This is a genomic window from Streptomyces sennicomposti (genome assembly GCF_019890635.1).
GTDB classification, from domain to species: Bacteria; Actinomycetota; Actinomycetes; order Streptomycetales; family Streptomycetaceae; genus Streptomyces; species Streptomyces sennicomposti.
In genome coordinates this window covers 41,301-57,555 of record NZ_JAIOAB010000009.1, presented here as the reverse complement: position 1 = coordinate 57,555, position 16,255 = coordinate 41,301, and the positions used below count along the sequence as shown (strand labels likewise).

Below are 16,255 nucleotides of genomic sequence, written 5' to 3'. Positions count from 1 at the left end.
GAGCACCGTCCTTCTCTCCCGGCCGGGCACCGCTCCCGGCTGAGCGCCGCCCTTCCCGCCGGGCGCTGCGCCCGCCCGCCGGGTACCGCGCGCCTTCCCGGCGGGGAGCGGCCGTCACAGCCGCTCCCCCAGGATCCGCTCGATCACGACGGCGACGCCGTCCTCGTTGTTCGGGGCCGTCCGCCCGGTCGCCGCGGCGACGGCGGCGGGGTGGGCGTTGCCCATGGCGTACGACCGGCCGGCCCAGGTGAGCATCTCGACGTCGTTCGGCATGTCGCCGAAGGCGACGACCTCCTCGTGCGAGATGCCCCGCTCGGCGCAGCACAGGGCGAGCGTGCTGGCCTTGGAGACCCCCGGGCCGCTGATCTCCAGCAGGGCGCTCGGGCTGGAGCGGGTGATGGTGACGCGGGCGCCGACGGCGAGCCGGGCGACGGTGAGGAACGCGTCGGGGTCCAGCGTCGGGTGGTAGGCGAGGATCTTCAGGATCGGCTGGCCGACGGCGACCCCGTCCGGCGCCAGCAGTTCCTCCGCCGGGGCGAGGTGGTCCGGCGCCTCCATGTGCAGCTTCGGGTACTCCGGCTCCTGGTAGAAGCCGTACGTCTGCTCGACCGCGCAGACGGTGCCCGGCGCGGCGTCCCGGATCAGCCGTACGGCGTCCAGGGCGTGCTCCGGCGTCAGCTCCCGCACCTTCACGAACCGGTGGGCGCCGGGGCCGCCGTGCAGATCGACCACGGCGGCGCCGTTGCCGCAGATCGCCAGGCCGTGGCCGTGCACATGGTCGGCGACGACGTCCATCCAGCGGGCGGGGCGGCCGGTGACGAAGAAGACCTCGATGCCGGCCTCCTCGGCGGCGGCGAGGGCGGCGACGGTGCGGGGCGACACCGACTTGTCGTCGCGCAGCAGGGTCCCGTCGAGGTCGGTGGCGATCAGCCGCGGCGGAACGAACGGGGCGTCCCCCTGCTCCAGCGAGGTCGAGAGCTGGGGGGAAGCCGGGGTCTCGGACTGTCGGGTCGCTGAGGTCACCGCGCCATTGTCGCGCATATGCCCGCACGTGCGTGCGACAGTGCGCACATTTGAGTCGCCTCCCGTGCCGTGTCGGCTTCGCCGGGCACGACGGTCGGGACCCATGTGTGCCGTCTCGGCACCCCGTCACCACACGCTCCATCGCCGCGGGAATCCGGGAGGAAGAACCGGCCGAGAACACGGGAAGGCCCCCGCCGGGCCCGACGTAGGCTCATTGCCATGAGTCTGCGCCTGAGCACCGTGATCCTGCCCGTCGACCGCTGGCACGAGGCGGGCCGCGCCAAGTGGCAGCGCGCCGAGGAACTCGGCTTCCACGCCGCCTACACCTACGACCACCTGTCCTGGCGCAGCTTCCGCGACGGCCCCTGGTTCGGCGCCCTGCCCACCCTCACCGCCGCCGCCACGGCCACGGACCGCCTGCGCCTGGGCACCCTCGTCACCTCGCCCAACTTCCGGCACCCGGTCACCCTCGCCAAGGAGCTGATCTCGCTCGACGACATCTCCGGCGGGCGAATCACCCTCGGCATCGGGGCGGGCGGCAACGGCTTCGACGCCACGGTGCTCGGCCAGGAGGCGTGGACGCCGAGGGAGCGGGCGGACCGGTTCGGCGAGTTCGTACCGCTGCTCGACCGGCTGCTGACCGAGGACTCGGTGTCCTACGAGGGCGACTTCTACTCGGCGCACGAGGCGCGCGACATCCCCGGCTGCGTGCAGCGGCCCCGGCTGCCGTTCGCGGTGGCCGCCACCGGGCCGCGCGGGCTGAAGCTGGCCGCCCGGTACGGGCAGGCGTGGGTGACCACCGGCGACCCGGCGCTGTTCGAGACGGGGACCGCGGAGCAGTCGGTGGCGGCTCTGCGCGGCCAGATCGAGAAGCTGGGCAAGGCGTGCGCGGAGATCGGCCGCGATGTCTCGGAGATCGACAAGATCCTGCTCACCGGCTTCACCCCGGAGCGGAACACGATGCTGGACTCGCCGGCCGCCTTCGTCGACTTCGCCGGCCGCCACCGCGAGCTGGGCTTCACCGAGATCGTGCTGCACTGGCCGATCCCGGACTCGGACTTCGCCGCGGACCAGGCGGTCTTCGAGCGCATCGCCACCGAGACCGCCGCACAGCTGCGCTGAGGTTCGCCTCGCCGAACCCACAGCCGCGCTGAGGCTCGCCTCCTCGGGCGCCCGGAGCGGGCCTCGCCCGCCCCGCGTCCGAGGGGAGGTGTCAAAGCTCGTCCGAGGGGAGGCGTCAAAGATCGCCGGCTCGGCCGCCGCCGCCGGGCTCCGGTGCGTACAGCCCGACGACGGCGGCCGCCGCCGAGGCCAGTTCCGCACGGGCCTCCGGCGGCTCCAGCACCTCGACGTCGGGGCCGAAGGCGAGCAGCGCGCGGACCGCGCGCAGGGCGGGGAACGCGAGTTCCACCTCCGTCCATCCGCCGTCGCGGGGCACGGGGGCGGCGGCCACGTTCGCGGCCTGGATCCGCAGGAACATGTCCGTCAGCTCCTGGCGCACCCGGCAGGTCACCCGTACCGCGTCGGACGTGCGCTCCACCCGCTCCCGCAGCGTCGCCCAGACCTCGGCCAGCCCGTGCCCCCGGCGTCGCCGCACCGGCTCGTCGGACACCTCGGCGGCCGCCACCCGGTCCGCGCGGAACAGCCGTGGCTCCCCGTCCCGGTCCGCCACGAGGTACCAGACCCCGGCCTTGTTCACCAGGCCGTACGGATCGACGGTGTAGTCGCGCGGCGTCGTCTCGCCGCTGCGGCGGTAGCTCAGCCGCAGCCGCCGGTCGGCGAACACCGCCTGCTGGAGCGTGCCCAGATCCACCTCGGCCGCGCCGTCGCCGCGCTTCCAGCGCACGGGGTCGACCAGGATCCGTTCGCTGGTCAGCTCCGCCGCCGGACGGTGCCCGGCGGGCAGCGCGGCCATCACCTTGCGCAGCGCCGAGCCGATGGCCGTGCCGAGCCCCAGCTCCTCGTACGCGCCGTCGGCGGTGAGGACGAACAGGGCGCGGGCCTCGTCGCCGGTCAGCCCGGGGACGTCGGTGCGGTAGCCGGGCAGCAGCCGTACGCCGCCGGTGCGGCCGCGCTCGACCCATACCGGGACGCCGGCCGCGGAGAGCGCCTCGATGTCCCGGTAGATCGTGCGGACCGACACCTCCAGACGGCGGGCCAGCTCGGGGGCCGAGGCGCCGTTTCTCGTCTGGAGCAGGAGCAGGATCGACAACAGCCTGTCGGCCTTCATGGGGGACCGGCCTTCATGGGGGACGAGTTTAAAACCTGACGGGGGCTGTCATGGATCGGTTGCCACTGTGGACTCACGTCGGCCGGGGCACGCGGCCCCGGCCCACCGACCGAGGAGCGCCTCCGATGGACCGCACGTTCGACCCCCGCCCCCTGCTGCTGAGTGCCCTGGACCAGTTGGAGAGGCTGGTGGGCCGCCTGGACACCGCGCGGCTCGACCGGGAGACCCCGTGCGCCGAGTACGACCTGCGGGCTCTGCTCGGCCACACCGTCGGCGCGGTCCACCGCATCGCGTACGTCGGCGAGGGCGGCCGGGGCCTGGACGTGGCGGCGGCGGCCGGCCGGATCGCGGACACCGACTGGGGCGGCGCCGTAGGCCGGGCGCACCGGCGGCTGGCCGCCGCCTGGGCCGACGAGGCGAAGCTCGACCGGGAGGTCGAGGTGCCGTGGGGACTGGTCCCCGGCCGGATCGCCCTCAGCGGCTATGTGATGGAGGTGGTGACCCACACCTGGGACATCGCCCAGGTGATCGACCCGGCGGCGGAGCTGGACGAGCGGCTCTCCCAGGCGGCCCTGGACATCGCGCAGAAGGTGCTGCCGCCCGAGCCTCGGGGCGGGGAGGTCCCGTTCGGTGAGGTCCGGCCGGTGCCGGACGACGCCGATGTCCACACCCGGCTGGCCGGCTGGCTCGGCCGGACTGTCTGACCAGCGCCACGAACGAACGGCCGGCCGAGGACGAACCCGTGGGCCGGCCGAAGACGACAGGGAGAGAATCATGACCACCGCCGAGTCGGCGTCCGGAAGTTCGATGAGCGTACGGCTGCCTGCCCGGGAGCCGTTCGACTTCCGGCCCTCTCTCGCCTTCATCGGGGCGTTCCCGGCGATGACGGGACAGCAGGGCATCGAGGGTGGTGTCCTGACCCTGGCCCTGCGCGAGAACGGCAGCACGCTCGGCGCCCGGCTGCGGGCCGTTCCCGGAGAGCCGGCGCTCGACTGCCGGCTGACCGCGGCCGGCCCGATCGCCCCCGACACGGTCACCGCGGCCGTCGACCGGCTCGACTTCCACCTCGGTCTGAGCGACGACCTGACGGAGTTCTACCGGCTGGCCGACCAGGACGCGCCCTTCGCGCGCGTCCGGGAGCGGCTGCACGGATACCACCAGGTCAAGTTCCCCTCACCGCTGGAACTGCTGTGCTGGGCGATCCTCTGCCAGCGGGTCCCCCTGCCGGTCGCACGGTCGATGAAGCAGGCGCTCGTCGAGGCGGTCGGCAACCGGGTAGAACTCGACGGCGCGGTGCGATGGGCGTTCCCGGACGCCGAGCAGCTGGCCGCGTTCGACGAGGCGGAGCTGCACCGGCTGATCGGCAACCAGCGCAAGGCCGCGTATCTGTACGGTGCGGTGCGGCGGTGGCTGGACCTGGACGAAGGATTCCTGCGGACCGGCCCGTACGAGGAGGTGCGGGAGGAACTGCTCGCGCTTCCCGGCATCGGCCCCTGGTCGGCGTCGTTCCTGCTGATCCGCGGTCTCGGCCGGATGGAACACCTCGCTCTCGACAAGGAGATGAGCCGCGCCGTCGAACGCGTCTACGGCCGCCCGGTGGACGAGGACGCCTTCCGGCGGCTGGCCGGCCACTACGGTCGGTGGCAGGGCTACTGGGGGCACTATCTGCGCGTCGGCGGCTGACGGCGGGCCGGAACGGGACGGCGGCACCGCTGTTTCACGTGAAACATCACCGCACCTCGCCCAACATCACCGCACCTTGCCGCTCAGCCATGCGGTGAGCCCGATCATCGGGACGCGTTCCTTGTATGTGCGGTCCCCGGGCAGGGGGACCACCAGGCGGTAGCCGGGCGGGAAGCGGCGCGCCTTGACGAACGCCCGGTCGGCGAAGACGGACCGGAGGAAGGCGGGCACCTCGTCGCGGGGCACATCGGGGAACTCGACGCCCTCGACCGAGATCAGCGCGTCGTCCTCCGGGTAGAGCCGCACCGTCACGCGGGGCAGGCCGCCGAACTCCACGTAGGCCTCGTGCGGCAGCGTGCCGTCCGGGTCGGTGGTGACGCCGACGCCGGCCGCGCTGCGGCGCGAGGTCTGGTCGGCGCCGATGTCATGGGTCACCTCGATCTCCCGCAGGTATTCGTCGGCGAGGGCGCGGCACGCCGTGACGGCGGCCTCGGTGGTGGGGAGGTGGCTGTCCATGACGTCGATCATGCCGGACCGACGGCGGCGGCCGAGTGTCAGTGGCCCGAGGGGAACCTCAGGTACTGCGGCGGGACCGCCCTGGTCAGCCAGACGCCGTTGGCGCTGACGTGGAAGACGTGGCCGTCGCGGTGCATGGCGGCGGCGTCCACAAAGAGCACGACCGGCCGGCCGCGGCGGGCGCCGACCCGGGTGGCGGTCTCCCGGTCGGGCGAGAGGTGGACGTCGTGCCGGTTCATGGGCCGCAGCCCCTCGGCGCGGATCGGCTCGACGTAGCGGGCGACGGTGCCGTGGTAGAGGTACGGCGGCGGGGTCGCCGGGGGCAGCCCGAGATCGACCTCGACGGTGTGTCCCTGGCTGGCCCGGATCCGGTCGCCGTCGATCGCGAAGCGCTGCTTGTCGTTGGCCGCCACCACGCGGTCCAGCTCGTCCCGGGTGAACGGGAAGCCATGGGCGGCGGCCGCCGCGATCAGCGCGTCGACGGCCACCCAGCCCCCTTCGTCCAGCGTGAGGCCGATCCGCTCCGGCTGGTGGCGCAGGTGCTTGGAGAGGTACTTCGACACCTTCACGGCACGTCGCTCGTCCATCTCGAAGGAACGCCGCTCGTCCCTCTCACCTCGTTCCGCTGTTCCGCGGTTGTGTCGTTCAGTCATGCCACCAGCGTGCCGGGAGAGACGAGCATCACGCAGGTTGTTTTTCGCGGGGAGGTTTGATCCACAGCAACGTCACGTTATCCACAGCGGAATCCGCGATTCTGTGGACAACCGCGCCGGCTCAGGGCTCTCCCGGGTTCCCCTAGGGCCTCGTACTACTGGAGTCTGATGCCCGGAGGGCCAAGACGGCTCTGGAGTCTGACGATCCGCGTGGCGCGCGTCACTACTGTCGTCGATGTGACTGTGATCGCGACCGAAAGCCTGAGCAAGCGGTTCCCCCGGGTGACCGCGCTTGACCGGCTCTCCGTGGACGTCGGACCCGGTGTGACCGGACTCGTCGGCGCCAACGGAGCCGGCAAGTCCACACTGATCAAGATCCTGCTGGGTCTGTCCCCCGCCACCGAGGGCCGCGCCGAGGTGCTCGGCCTCGACATCGCCACCGAGGGCGCCGCCATCCGCGAGCGCGTCGGCTACATGCCCGAGCACGACTGCCTGCCCCCGGACGTCTCGGCCACCGAGTTCGTCGTCCACATGGCGCGCATGTCCGGGCTGCCGCCCACCGCCGCCCGCGAACGCACCGCGGACACCCTGCGCCACGTCGGCCTGTACGAGGAGCGCTACCGCCCCATCGGCGGCTACTCCACCGGCATGAAGCAGCGCGTGAAGCTCGCGCAGGCCCTGGTGCACGATCCGCGCCTGGTCTTCCTCGACGAGCCGACCAACGGCCTCGACCCGGTCGGCCGCGACGAGATGCTCGGCCTGATCCGGCGCATCCACACCGACTTCGGCATCTCGGTCCTGGTCACCTCCCATCTGCTGGGCGAACTGGAGCGCACCTGCGACCACGTCGTCGTCATCGACGGCGGCAAGCTGCTGCGCTCCAGCTCCACCACCGACTTCACCCAGACCACGACGACCCTCGCCGTCGAGGTCACCGACACCGACGAGCACCCGGACGGCACCCGCGCGGTGCGCGACGCGCTCCACGCGCGCGGGGTGCGCACCGAGGACGGCAGCGGGCTGCCGGGCGCCGGACACGTGCTGCTGCTCACCGCGCAGGGCGAGGAGACGTACGACCTGGTGCGGGACGTGATCGCGGACCTCGGGCTCGGCCTGGTGCGCATGGAGCAGCGCCGGCACCACATCTCGGAGGTCTTCCGGGACCACGACGAACGAAGCGCCCCCCAGAACGACCAAGGCGACCAAGACGCCCGAGACGGCGGAGACGCCCGGGACGTCCGGGACGGCGACGGCGGACAGCGCGACGGAGAGCGGAAGGAGGCGGTCGGCCATGACGGTTGAGCGGCCCACCGGCACACCGGTGACCACGGCGGGCGACCAGACCCGCATCCACAACATCGGCTACCGCAGCTACGACGGCCCCCGGCTCGGCCGCGCCTACGCCCGCAGGTCGCTGTACTCGCAGTCCCTGCGCGGCGCCTTCGGCCTCGGCCGCTCGACCCGGTCCAAGGTGCTGCCGATGCTGCTGTTCGCGGTGATGTGCCTGGTCGCGGCCATCCTGGTCGCCGTCACGGTCACCACCAAGGCCAAGGACCTGCCCGTCGAGTACACGCGCTACGCGATCATCATGCAGGGCCTGATCAGCCTGTACGTCGCCTCGCAGGCGCCCCAGTCCGTCTCGCGCGACCTGCGCTTCAAGATGGTGCCGCTGTACTTCTCCCGGCCCATCGAGACCGCCGACTACGTCCGCGCCAAGTACGCGGCGCTGGCCTCCGCGCTGTTCATCCTGACCGCCGCGCCGCTGCTCGTGCTCTACGTCGGCGCGCTGCTGGCGAAGCTGGACTTCGCCGACCAGACCAAGGGATTCGCCGAAGGACTCGTCTCCGTGGCCCTGCTCTCGCTCCTGTTCGCCGGCATCGGCCTGGTCATCGCCGCCGTCACCCCGCGCCGCGGCTTCGGCATCGCCGCCGTGATCGCCGTCCTGGTCATCTCCTACGGCGCGGTCTCCACCCTGGAGGCCATCGCCGACGCCCAGAACAACACCGCGGCCATCCCGTGGATCGGCCTGTTCTCGCCGGTCACCCTCATCGACGGGGTGCAGACCGCCTTCCTGGGGGCCACCTCCTCGGCGCCCGGAGCCGTCGGCCCGGACACCGGACAGGGCGCCGTCTACGTCCTGGTCGTCCTCGGCCTCATCGCCGCCGCCTACGGCCTGCTGCTGCGCCGCTACAAGAAGGTGGGACTGTGACAACCCTGCGCATCGACCACGTCTCCCGCTGGTTCGGCAACGTGGTCGCCGTCAACGACATCACCATGACGATCGGCCCCGGCGTCACCGGCCTGCTCGGCCCCAACGGCGCCGGCAAGTCCACGCTGATCAACATGATGGGCGGCTTCCTCGCCCCCTCCACCGGCACCGTCACCCTGGACGGGCAGCCGGTGTGGCGCAACGAGCAGATCTACCGGCACATCGGCGTCGTCCCCGAGCGGGAGGCGATGTACGACTTCCTCACCGGCCGCGAGTTCGTCCTCGCCAACGCCGAACTGCACGGACTCGGCGCCAAGGCCGCGCAGAAGGCGCTGGCCACGGTCGAGATGGAGTACGCGCAGGACCGCAAGGTCGCCACCTACTCCAAGGGCATGCGCCAGCGCGTGAAGATGGCCAGCGCCCTCGTGCACGATCCGTCGCTGCTCCTGCTGGACGAGCCGTTCAACGGCATGGACCCGCGCCAGCGCATGCAGCTGATGGACCTGCTGCGGCGGATGGGCGACGAGGGCCGCACGGTCCTGTTCTCCTCGCACATCCTGGAGGAGGTCGAGCAGCTCGCCCGGCACATCGAGGTCGTCGTCGCCGGGCGGCACGCGGCCAGCGGCGACTTCCGCAAGATCCGCCGCCTGATGACCGACCGCCCGCACCGCTACCTGGTGCGCTCCAGCGACGACCGTGCGCTGGCCGCCGCGCTGATCGCGGACCCGTCGACGTCCGGCATCGAGGTCGATCTCGCCGAGGGCGCGCTGCGCATCCAGGCCGTCGACTTCGGCCGGTTCACGGCCCTGCTGCCGAGGGTGGCACGGGACCACGGCATCCGGCTGCTCACGGTCTCGCCGTCCGACGAGTCCCTCGAGTCCGTCTTCTCGTACCTCGTCGCGGCGTAGGAGGCCCTGATGTACGACCCCACAGTCGCCCGGCTCACCTACCGGGCCCTGCTCGGCCGGCGCCGGGCCCTCATCCTCGGCGCGCTGCCGCTGCTGCTGATCGTGATCTCCGTGGTGGTGCGCGCGCTGACCGGCGCCGACGACCAGACGGCGTCGAACGTGCTCGGCGGGTTCGCGCTCGCCACCATGGTGCCGATCGTCGGCGTCATCGCCGGCACCGGGGCGATCGGCCCCGAGATCGACGACGGCTCGGTGGTGTACCTGCTGTCCAAGCCGCTGAAGCGGCCGACGATCATCCTCACGAAGCTGATCGTGGCGATCGCGGTGACCATGGTGTTCTCGGCGGTGCCGACCCTGGTCGCCGGACTGATCCTCAACGGCAACGGACAGCAGATCGCCGTGGCCTACACGGTGGCCGCGCTGGTCGCCTCCATCGCCTACTCCGCCCTGTTCCTGCTGCTGGGGACGGTGTCCCGGCACGCGGTGGTCTTCGGCCTCGTCTACGCGCTGGTCTGGGAGGCGCTGTTCGGCTCGCTGGTGCCGGGGGCGCGCACGCTCAGCATCCAGCAGTGGTCGCTGGCCGTGGCGCACCGGGTCGCCGAGGGGGACCTGGTGACCTCCGACGTCGGGCTGACGACGGCGACGGTGCTGCTGGTCGCGGTGACGGTGCTGGCCACCTGGTACGCCGGGCAGAAGCTGCGGTCGCTGACGCTCGCGGGCGAGGAGTGAGCGGGCGGGGCGGCCTCGGCGGGCCGCCCCGCGGGTTCTTGACGGGGGCTTCACCCCACGGCCGCGCACACTGGACGCAGCGGACGACGGGGACGACCGGGAGGACCGGGAGGACCGGGAGGACCAAGGAGGACGGGATGACGGGCGCGACACCGGGGCGCGAGGGGCGCGACGAGGGCGCGCCCGGGGCGGACGGGACCGTGCCCGGGGCAGGCGAGACCCCGCCCGGGGCCGGGGACGGTGGCGGCTGGGACGACGTCGTCCTGGACGCCGACTTCATACGGGCCGCCGCGACCGCCGAGCCGTCCGCGCGGGCCCGGATGCTGGCCGCCCGCTGGCGCCGCGAGCAGCCCGAGCCGCAGCCGTGGCGCTCCGACGAGCCGCCCGCGGGATGGTTCTTCAGCAAGGCGCGCAGACGGCGGTGGCGACGCCGCTGAGCCGTGCCCGGCGGGGCGGAAATTCGGTGGCGCGGGCCTCGGCGGAGCGGCACAGTGGTCGTGTCCGCAGCGCCGGATCGAGCCGGCGCCACGTTCTGGGAGAGGAGCGGGGCGATGTCGATGCACGGCAGTACGCCGCGCTCCCGGCAGGGCAGCCCGCGGCGGGCTCCGGAGTAGTCACCCGCTCCGTCGAGTCCGCTCCGTACGGGAGCTGCCCGGGGCGGCCGCTTCGAGCACGCGATCCGCTGTCGCGTGGGCCGCCCACCCGGAGGATTGGCCGAGTGGCAAGGCACCGGCTTGCTAAGCCGTGGTCGGGGGAAACTCCGCGCACGTTCGATCCGTGCATCCTCCGCAGACGAAGAACCCCGGCCGAGTCCGAAGAGGCCTCCGGCCGAGGTCGAGGGAAACTCTGTCCGAGGTCGAGGAAAACTCCGGCCGAGGCCCCGCCCGCCCGGCGAAAGCCCGGCCGGCAAGCGGGTCCGGGGCGAAAGGCGCTCGCCGAATCCGGAAGCCTCGGTCGGAGACGCCGGACGTGCCCCGGGAGGGGAGAACGCCCACCGGGGCGCGCACGCACCCGGCCCGGAGGCGCGCCCACGCGGCAGAAGTCTCGCCGGGCAGGCGTGCCCCGGAAAACGGGCGGCACCCGCCGAAACGGAAGGCCCCGCCGGGGCGCGCGCCCTCAGGGCAGCAGGCGCTCCAGTACCGCCGCGATCCCGTCGTCGTCGTTCGACGTCGTCACCTCGTCGGCGACCGCCTTCAGGGACTCGTGGGCGTTGGCCATGGCCACGCCGCGGGCGGACCAGGTGAACATCGGGATGTCGTTGGGCATGTCGCCGAAGGCGAGCGTGTCGGCCGCCTTGACCTTCAGCCGCCGGGCCGCGAGCGAGAGTCCCGTGGCCTTGGACAGGCCGAGGGGCAGCAGCTCCACGATGCCCTCGCCGGCCATGGTGACCGAGACGAAGCCGCCCGCGGTGCGGTGGGCCACGTCGGCCAGCTCGTCGTCCGTGAGCGTCGGGTGCTGGATGTAGATCTTGTTCAGGGGCGCGCTCCACAGATCGGAGGCGTCCGTGAACGGGGTGGCCGGCAGGGACCCGGTGAGGGCGTATCCCGGGCCGACCACGACGTCGCCGTCGAGGCCGTCCCGGCTCGCCGCCAGGTACAGCGGCCCGGTCTCCGCCTCGATCTTGGCCAGGGCCACCCCGGCCAGCCGCCGGTCCAGGGTCACCGAGGTCAGCAGCCGGTGCGCCCCGGCGTCGTACACCTGGGCGCCCTGGCCGCAGACCGCGAGGCCCCGGTAGCCGAGGTCGTCGAGTATGTGCCGGGTCCACGGCACCGCGCGGCCGGTCACCACGAGGTGGGCGGCGCCCGCCTCGGTCGCCGCGGCGAGCGCGTCCCGGGTACGCGGCGAGACCGACCCGTCGGAGCGCAGCAGCGTCCCGTCGAGGTCGGTCGCGATCAGCCGGTACGGCAGGCCGCCGGACGTCTCGTCGCCGGCGGCCGTGGGAGCGGCGGCGGTCACTTGGCCTGCGGCTCCAGGACCTCCCGGCCGCCGAGGTAGGGACGCAGCACCTCGGGCACCCGCACCGAGCCGTCGGCCTGCTGGTGGTTCTCCAGGATGGCGACGATCGTGCGCGGTACGGCGCACAGGGTGCCGTTCAGCGTGGCCAGCGGCCGCACCTGCTTGCCGTCACGCACCCGGATCGACAGCCGCCGGGACTGGAACTCGGTGCAGTCCGAGGTCGAGGTCAGCTCGCGGTACTTGCCCTGGGTCGGGATCCACGCCTCGCAGTCGAACTTGCGCGCGGCCGAGGACCCCAGGTCGCCCGAGGCGACGTCGATGACGCGGAACGGCAGCTCCAGCGAGGTCAGCCACTGCTTCTCCCACTCCAGCAGCCGCCGGTGCTCCTCCTGCGACTCCTCGGGAGTGACGTAGGAGAACATCTCGACCTTGTCGAACTGGTGCACGCGGAAGATGCCGCGGGTGTCCTTGCCGTGCGAGCCGGCCTCGCGGCGGAAACACGGCGAGAAGCCGGCGTAGCGCAGCGGCAGCCGCTCCGCGTCGATGATCTCGTCCATGTGGTAGGCCGCCAGCGCCACCTCGGAGGTGCCGACCAGGTACAGGTCGTCCTTGTCGAGGTGGTAGACGTCCTGGGCGGCCTGGCCGAGGAAGCCGGTGCCGGCCATCGACTGGGGGCGCACCAGCGCGGGGGTCAGCATCGGCGTGAAGCCGGCCGCGGTGGCCTGCGCCATCGCCGCGTTCACCAGGGCCAGCTCCAGCAGGGCGCCGACGCCGGTGAGGAAGTAGAAGCGCGAGCCGGAGACCTTCGCGCCGCGCTCCACGTCGATCGCGCCGAGGAGCTGGCCCAGCTCCAGGTGGTCCTTGGGCGCGAAGCCCTCGGCGTCGAAGTCGCGGATCGTGCCGTGCGTCTCCAGGGTGACGAAGTCCTCCTCGCCGCCGACGGGCACGTCGGGGTGGACGAGGTTGCCGAGCTGGAGCAGCAGTTCCTGGGTCTCGGCGTCGGCCGCGTCGCGCTCGGCGTCGGCTGCCTTGACGTCGGCGGCCAGCTGGCTCGCCTTCTTCAGCAGCTCGGCCTTCTCGTCGCCGGAGGCCTTGGGGATGAGCTTGCCCAGCGCCTTCTGCTCGGCGCGCAGCTCGTCGAAGCGGACGCCGGACGACCTGCGCCGCTCGTCGGCAGACAGGAGGGAGTCGACGAGCGCGACGTCCTCTCCACGGGCGCGCTGGGAGGCGCGCGCACGGTCGGGGTCCTCACGGAGCAGGCGAAGGTCAATCACGCGGTCAAGGCTACCCGTGCGCCGTCGCCGCCCACGACCCAGTATTCCGAACCGCGCCCGGCGTGCCGCCGCATACCGTTGGGGCGGAATTGCGGCGGAGTGTCAATAAGGCGGCTTCCGCTCCCCGGAAGGAGGCAGGCCGCGATCGTCCGGTTGACCGGATTTCCTTGTGGGACAGGGGACTTGGCGGCCCTCTTGTCCACAGGAATCCCCCTCGGCCGAAGAGTTGTCCACAGGCTGTGTGGAAGATCTGTGGACTTCGGAATTGATCATCCGTGAAGCGCGGCCGGAAGGAAGAATTCCTGCCCCAAACCGGTCCGACGGCCACTTTCGGGTGGAAAAAGGTCGCCCCAAAAGATGAACCGGAGGAAACGGGTGGACGAAGGGTGACCTGTGGGACGGTGGCCCGACTTGAGCGCCAGGGACCGATTTGTCGACTGAGTCCCGCCTCCGTGTCGACTTGTCCCCAGGTCGATCGGCCAGCCTGTGGATAACTTCTGTGGATAACGGCGCCACGCCCGCGACCCCCGTGAAAGGGCCGGTACTGGCCGGAAGCGGACCCCGTCGGACCCCGCCGGACCCGCGCGGGACCCGCAGGACCCGTCGGACCCGTCGGACCCCGCGAAATGGACCGGACCGGCTAGAAACGGCCGTCCTGGCAGCGGGCCACCCAGTCCGCGGCGGCCACGAACTCCTCGTCCGAGGTCCCGGTGAACGGCGGCCGCACATCCGCGACCCCGATGTCCGCCCGCGGGTACGAGCCGAGGAAACGCACCTGGAGGCACAGCCGCTTCAGGCCCATCAGCGCCTCCGCCATCCGGCGGTCGGCGATGTGCCCCTCGGCGTCGACGCAGAAGCAGTAGTTGCCGATGCCCGCGCCCGTCGGACGGGACTGGAGCAGCATGAGGTTGATCCCGCGGGTGGCGAACTCGCCGAGCAGGTCGCGCAGCCCGCCGGGGTGGTCGGCGCGCTGCCACAGGACCACCGACGTCTTGTCCGCGCCGCTGGGCGCCGCGGGCCGGGCGGGCCGGCCGACCAGGACGAACCGGGTCTGCGCGTTCTCCGCGTCGTGGATCTCCGTCTCCAGGGCCTCCAGGCCGTACCGGGCGGCGGCGAACTCGCCCGCGAAGGCGGCGTCGTAGCGGCCCTCCTGGACCAGCCGGGCGCCGTCCGCGTTGGAGGCGGCCGACTCCCAGACGGCCTCCGGGAGGTTCGCCTTCAGCCAGTTGCGCACCTGCGGCTGGGCCGCCGGGTGGGCGGTGACCGTCTTGATGTCGGAAAGCTTCGTACCCGGCCTGACCAGCAGCGCGAAGGTGATCGACAGCAGCACCTCGCGGTAGATCATCAGCGGCTGGCCCGCGACGAGCTCGTCGAGCGTCGTGGTGATGCCGCCCTCGACGGAGTTCTCGATCGGCACGAACGCGGCCTCGGCCTCCCCGGTGCGGACCGCGTCCAGCGCGGACTGCACCGAGACGTACGGGATCAGCTCCCGCGTGGCCGCCTCGGGAAGCGTGCGAAGGGCGACTTCGGTGAAGGTGCCCTCAGGACCGAGATACGCGTAGCTCGCTGGCATGACCTCACCCTAATGGCCCCGCACCGGCTCGGCCCGCGTGTCTCACGCCCACCCCTCCGGCGGGTGAACCCGCAAGCCCGGGCGGCCGAGCCGGCCGCCCTCCAGCGCCTCCGGTGCGGCACGCGCCTCACCCCCGCGCCACTTCTGGCGGGACGCCCGCCTCACCCCCGCGCCGCCTCCGGCGGGACGCCCGCCTCACCCCTCCAGCAGCCGCTGCCCCACGTACTCGCCCTTCGCCGCACCGCCCGGCACGGCGAACAGCCCGCTGGCCTCGTGCCGGATGTACGGCGACAGCGCGTCGCCGCGGTCCAGCTTGCGCTGCACCGGCACGAAGCCGCGCAGCGGGTCCGCCTGCCAGCAGATGAACAGCAGGCCCGCGTCCGGGACCCCGCGGTCGTCGAAGCCGTCGTGGTACGAGAAGGGCCGCCGCAGCATCGCCGCGCCGCCGTTCCGGTCGGGCCGGGTGATCCGCGCGTGGGCGTTGACCGGGACGAGATAGGAGCCGTCCGGGCCCGTCTTCTCCAGGTCCATCTCGGTGGTCTCGTCGCCCCCGCTGAGCGGTGCGCCGTCGGCCTTGCGCCGCCCGATGACGTTCTCCTGGCGGCTGAGCGACAGCTTCTCCCAGTCGTCCAGGAGCATCCGGATACGGCGGACGACGGCGTAGGAGCCGTTCGCCATCCAGGCCGGGTCGCCGTCGGCGGGGACGAAGATCCGGCGGTCGAAGTCGGAGTCGGACGGCTTGGGGTTGCGGGTGCCGTCGATCTGGCCCATCAGATTGCGGGCCGTCATGGGGTGCGCGGTGGCCCCCGGCGAACGGTTGAAGCCGTTCATCTGCCAGCGGATCCGGGCGGCGCTGCCCGCGTCCTTCTGGATCGCGCGCAGCGCGTGGAAGGCGACCAGCGCGTCGTCGGCGCCGATCTGCACCCACAGATCGCCGTCGCTGCGCGCCTTGTCGAGCCGGTCGGAGGAGAAGTCCGGCAGCGGGGCCAGGGCGGCCGGGCGCTGCTTCTGGAGGCCGGTGCGGTCGAAGAAGGCGCGTCCGAAGCCGAAGGTGATCGTCAGCGAGGACGGTCCCGCGTCCCGGGCGACGTCCGTGTCGCCGTGCGCGGCGGGCTCGCCCGCCATCAGCCGCTCGGCCGTCGCCGACCAGCGGCGCAGCAGCGCGGCGGCCTCCCGGCGGCCCGCTCCGGCCGCCAGGTCGAAGGCGACGAGATGGCCGCGCGCCTGGAGGCCCTCGGTGATGCCGGGCTGATGTTTCCCGTGAAACATCGCCCGCCCGGCGCCGAGCGAGGTGAGCGGGGTGGCCCCGGCGGGCGCCGCCGCGTACCCGGCGGCGGCGCCCGCGGCGCCCAGGACGAGACCGGTGGCACCGGCCGTGCCGAGCAGCCGCCGGCGTGACACGCCCGCGGCGGCGGGGGTGTCGGCCTGCCGGGGTTCGGGCAGCGCGGACGGGTCCTGTTCGGGCAGCGCGGACGGGTCCTGGAGGGTCCGGTCGGTCATG

Annotated in this window: 16 protein-coding genes and 1 tRNA gene; 9 read left to right on the top strand and 8 right to left on the bottom strand. The window is 72.7% G+C overall.

The window, feature by feature from the left end:
• Positions 1-114 precede the first annotated feature (114 nt).
• On the bottom strand, positions 115-1,041 hold the full coding sequence (locus tag K7787_RS08015; protein ID WP_197073779.1) for an HAD-IIB family hydrolase: 927 nt from the start codon (positions 1,039-1,041) through the stop codon (positions 115-117).
• A 201-nt stretch (positions 1,042-1,242) separates the two neighbouring features.
• Here K7787_RS08015 and K7787_RS08010 point away from each other — a divergent pair, with 201 nt between their 5' ends.
• Positions 1,243-2,145 carry an LLM class flavin-dependent oxidoreductase gene (locus K7787_RS08010; RefSeq protein WP_009189518.1) on the top strand — a complete coding sequence of 301 codons (903 nt, stop codon included), beginning with the start codon at positions 1,243-1,245 and terminating at the stop codon, positions 2,143-2,145.
• 115 nt (positions 2,146-2,260) lie between these two features.
• On the opposite strand, the gene K7787_RS08005 is transcribed toward K7787_RS08010, so the two are convergent.
• Complete coding sequence (locus K7787_RS08005) at positions 2,261-3,253, bottom strand: helix-turn-helix transcriptional regulator (RefSeq protein ID WP_223000963.1); 993 nt, start codon at positions 3,251-3,253, stop codon at positions 2,261-2,263.
• Positions 3,254-3,378: 125 nt separating this feature from the next.
• Between K7787_RS08005 and K7787_RS08000 the strand changes: the two genes are divergently transcribed.
• Positions 3,379-3,957 carry a TIGR03086 family metal-binding protein gene (locus K7787_RS08000; protein ID WP_164391654.1) on the top strand — a complete coding sequence of 193 codons (579 nt, stop codon included), beginning with the start codon at positions 3,379-3,381 and terminating at the stop codon, positions 3,955-3,957.
• A gap of 70 nt (positions 3,958-4,027) precedes the next feature.
• The gene (locus K7787_RS07995) at positions 4,028-4,936 is read left to right on the top strand and encodes a DNA-3-methyladenine glycosylase family protein (protein WP_223000962.1); all 909 of its coding nucleotides are present in this window, start codon (positions 4,028-4,030) and stop codon (positions 4,934-4,936) included.
• Positions 4,937-5,002: 66 nt separating this feature from the next.
• Here the strand turns inward: K7787_RS07995 and K7787_RS07990 are convergent, their stop codons facing one another.
• Positions 5,003-5,464: a hypothetical protein gene (locus tag K7787_RS07990; RefSeq protein ID WP_164391657.1), complete on the bottom strand. Its 462-nt coding sequence runs from the start codon at positions 5,462-5,464 to the stop codon at positions 5,003-5,005.
• Between the two features lie 26 nt (positions 5,465-5,490).
• Positions 5,491-6,039 carry an RNA 2'-phosphotransferase gene (locus K7787_RS07985; protein ID WP_164391664.1) on the bottom strand — a complete coding sequence of 183 codons (549 nt, stop codon included), beginning with the start codon at positions 6,037-6,039 and terminating at the stop codon, positions 5,491-5,493.
• Between the two features lie 309 nt (positions 6,040-6,348).
• On the opposite strand from K7787_RS07985, the gene K7787_RS07980 reads away from it, so the two are divergent.
• The 6 genes from K7787_RS07980 (at position 6,349) to K7787_RS07955 (ending at position 10,740) form a co-directional block, all read left to right on the top strand.
• A complete protein-coding gene (locus K7787_RS07980; protein ID WP_223000988.1) occupies positions 6,349-7,407 on the top strand; it encodes an ABC transporter ATP-binding protein in 1,059 nt (352 codons plus the stop codon).
• On the top strand, positions 7,397-8,314 hold the full coding sequence (locus K7787_RS07975; RefSeq protein WP_009189511.1) for an ABC transporter permease: 918 nt from the start codon (positions 7,397-7,399) through the stop codon (positions 8,312-8,314). The genes K7787_RS07980 and K7787_RS07975 overlap by 11 nt, the downstream gene beginning before the upstream one ends.
• Complete coding sequence (locus K7787_RS07970) at positions 8,311-9,222, top strand: ABC transporter ATP-binding protein (protein WP_019981365.1); 912 nt, start codon at positions 8,311-8,313, stop codon at positions 9,220-9,222. Before K7787_RS07975 ends, K7787_RS07970 begins: the two co-directional genes overlap by 4 nt.
• Before the next feature lie 9 nt (positions 9,223-9,231).
• Positions 9,232-9,951 carry an ABC transporter permease subunit gene (locus tag K7787_RS07965; RefSeq protein WP_009189509.1) on the top strand — a complete coding sequence of 240 codons (720 nt, stop codon included), beginning with the start codon at positions 9,232-9,234 and terminating at the stop codon, positions 9,949-9,951.
• Positions 9,952-10,151: 200 nt separating this feature from the next.
• Entirely contained in the window at positions 10,152-10,388 is a 237-nt protein-coding gene (locus tag K7787_RS07960) for an SGM_3592 family protein (RefSeq protein ID WP_050790841.1), read from the top strand.
• Between the two features lie 267 nt (positions 10,389-10,655).
• A tRNA-Ser gene (locus K7787_RS07955) sits at positions 10,656-10,740 on the top strand.
• Positions 10,741-11,067: 327 nt separating this feature from the next.
• On the opposite strand, the gene K7787_RS07950 is transcribed toward K7787_RS07955, so the two are convergent.
• The 4 genes from K7787_RS07950 to efeB all read right to left on the bottom strand — a co-directional run bounded on the left by K7787_RS07950 (position 11,068) and on the right by efeB (position 16,254).
• On the bottom strand, positions 11,068-11,907 hold the full coding sequence (locus K7787_RS07950) for an HAD family hydrolase (RefSeq protein WP_009189506.1): 840 nt from the start codon (positions 11,905-11,907) through the stop codon (positions 11,068-11,070).
• A complete protein-coding gene (gene serS, locus K7787_RS07945) occupies positions 11,904-13,181 on the bottom strand; it encodes a serine--tRNA ligase (protein ID WP_009189505.1) in 1,278 nt (425 codons plus the stop codon). The genes K7787_RS07950 and serS overlap by 4 nt, the downstream gene beginning before the upstream one ends.
• A 640-nt stretch (positions 13,182-13,821) precedes the next feature.
• A complete protein-coding gene (gene pheA, locus K7787_RS07940) occupies positions 13,822-14,754 on the bottom strand; it encodes a prephenate dehydratase (protein ID WP_009189504.1) in 933 nt (310 codons plus the stop codon).
• Between the two features lie 195 nt (positions 14,755-14,949).
• Complete coding sequence (efeB, locus tag K7787_RS07935) at positions 14,950-16,254, bottom strand: iron uptake transporter deferrochelatase/peroxidase subunit (RefSeq protein ID WP_223000961.1); 1,305 nt, start codon at positions 16,252-16,254, stop codon at positions 14,950-14,952.
• Between the last annotated feature and the right edge of the window lies 1 nt (position 16,255).

Excerpts from the sequence above, each read along its gene's own strand:
- K7787_RS08015 (WP_197073779.1), bottom strand. The coding sequence starts at position 1,041 with ATGCGCGACAATGGCGCGGTGACCTCAGCGACCCGACAGTCCGAGACC.
- K7787_RS08010 (WP_009189518.1), top strand. The coding sequence starts at position 1,243 with ATGAGTCTGCGCCTGAGCACCGTGATCCTGCCCGTCGACCGCTGGCAC.
- K7787_RS08005 (WP_223000963.1), bottom strand. The coding sequence starts at position 3,253 with ATGAAGGCCGACAGGCTGTTGTCGATCCTGCTCCTGCTCCAGACGAGA.
- K7787_RS08000 (WP_164391654.1), top strand. The coding sequence starts at position 3,379 with ATGGACCGCACGTTCGACCCCCGCCCCCTGCTGCTGAGTGCCCTGGAC.
- K7787_RS07995 (WP_223000962.1), top strand. The coding sequence starts at position 4,028 with ATGACCACCGCCGAGTCGGCGTCCGGAAGTTCGATGAGCGTACGGCTG.
- K7787_RS07990 (WP_164391657.1), bottom strand. The coding sequence starts at position 5,464 with ATGATCGACGTCATGGACAGCCACCTCCCCACCACCGAGGCCGCCGTC.
- K7787_RS07985 (WP_164391664.1), bottom strand. The coding sequence starts at position 6,039 with ATGGACGAGCGACGTGCCGTGAAGGTGTCGAAGTACCTCTCCAAGCAC.
- K7787_RS07975 (WP_009189511.1), top strand. The coding sequence starts at position 7,397 with ATGACGGTTGAGCGGCCCACCGGCACACCGGTGACCACGGCGGGCGAC.
- K7787_RS07965 (WP_009189509.1), top strand. The coding sequence starts at position 9,232 with ATGTACGACCCCACAGTCGCCCGGCTCACCTACCGGGCCCTGCTCGGC.
- pheA (WP_009189504.1), bottom strand. The coding sequence starts at position 14,754 with ATGCCAGCGAGCTACGCGTATCTCGGTCCTGAGGGCACCTTCACCGAA.
- efeB (WP_223000961.1), bottom strand. The coding sequence starts at position 16,254 with ATGACCGACCGGACCCTCCAGGACCCGTCCGCGCTGCCCGAACAGGAC.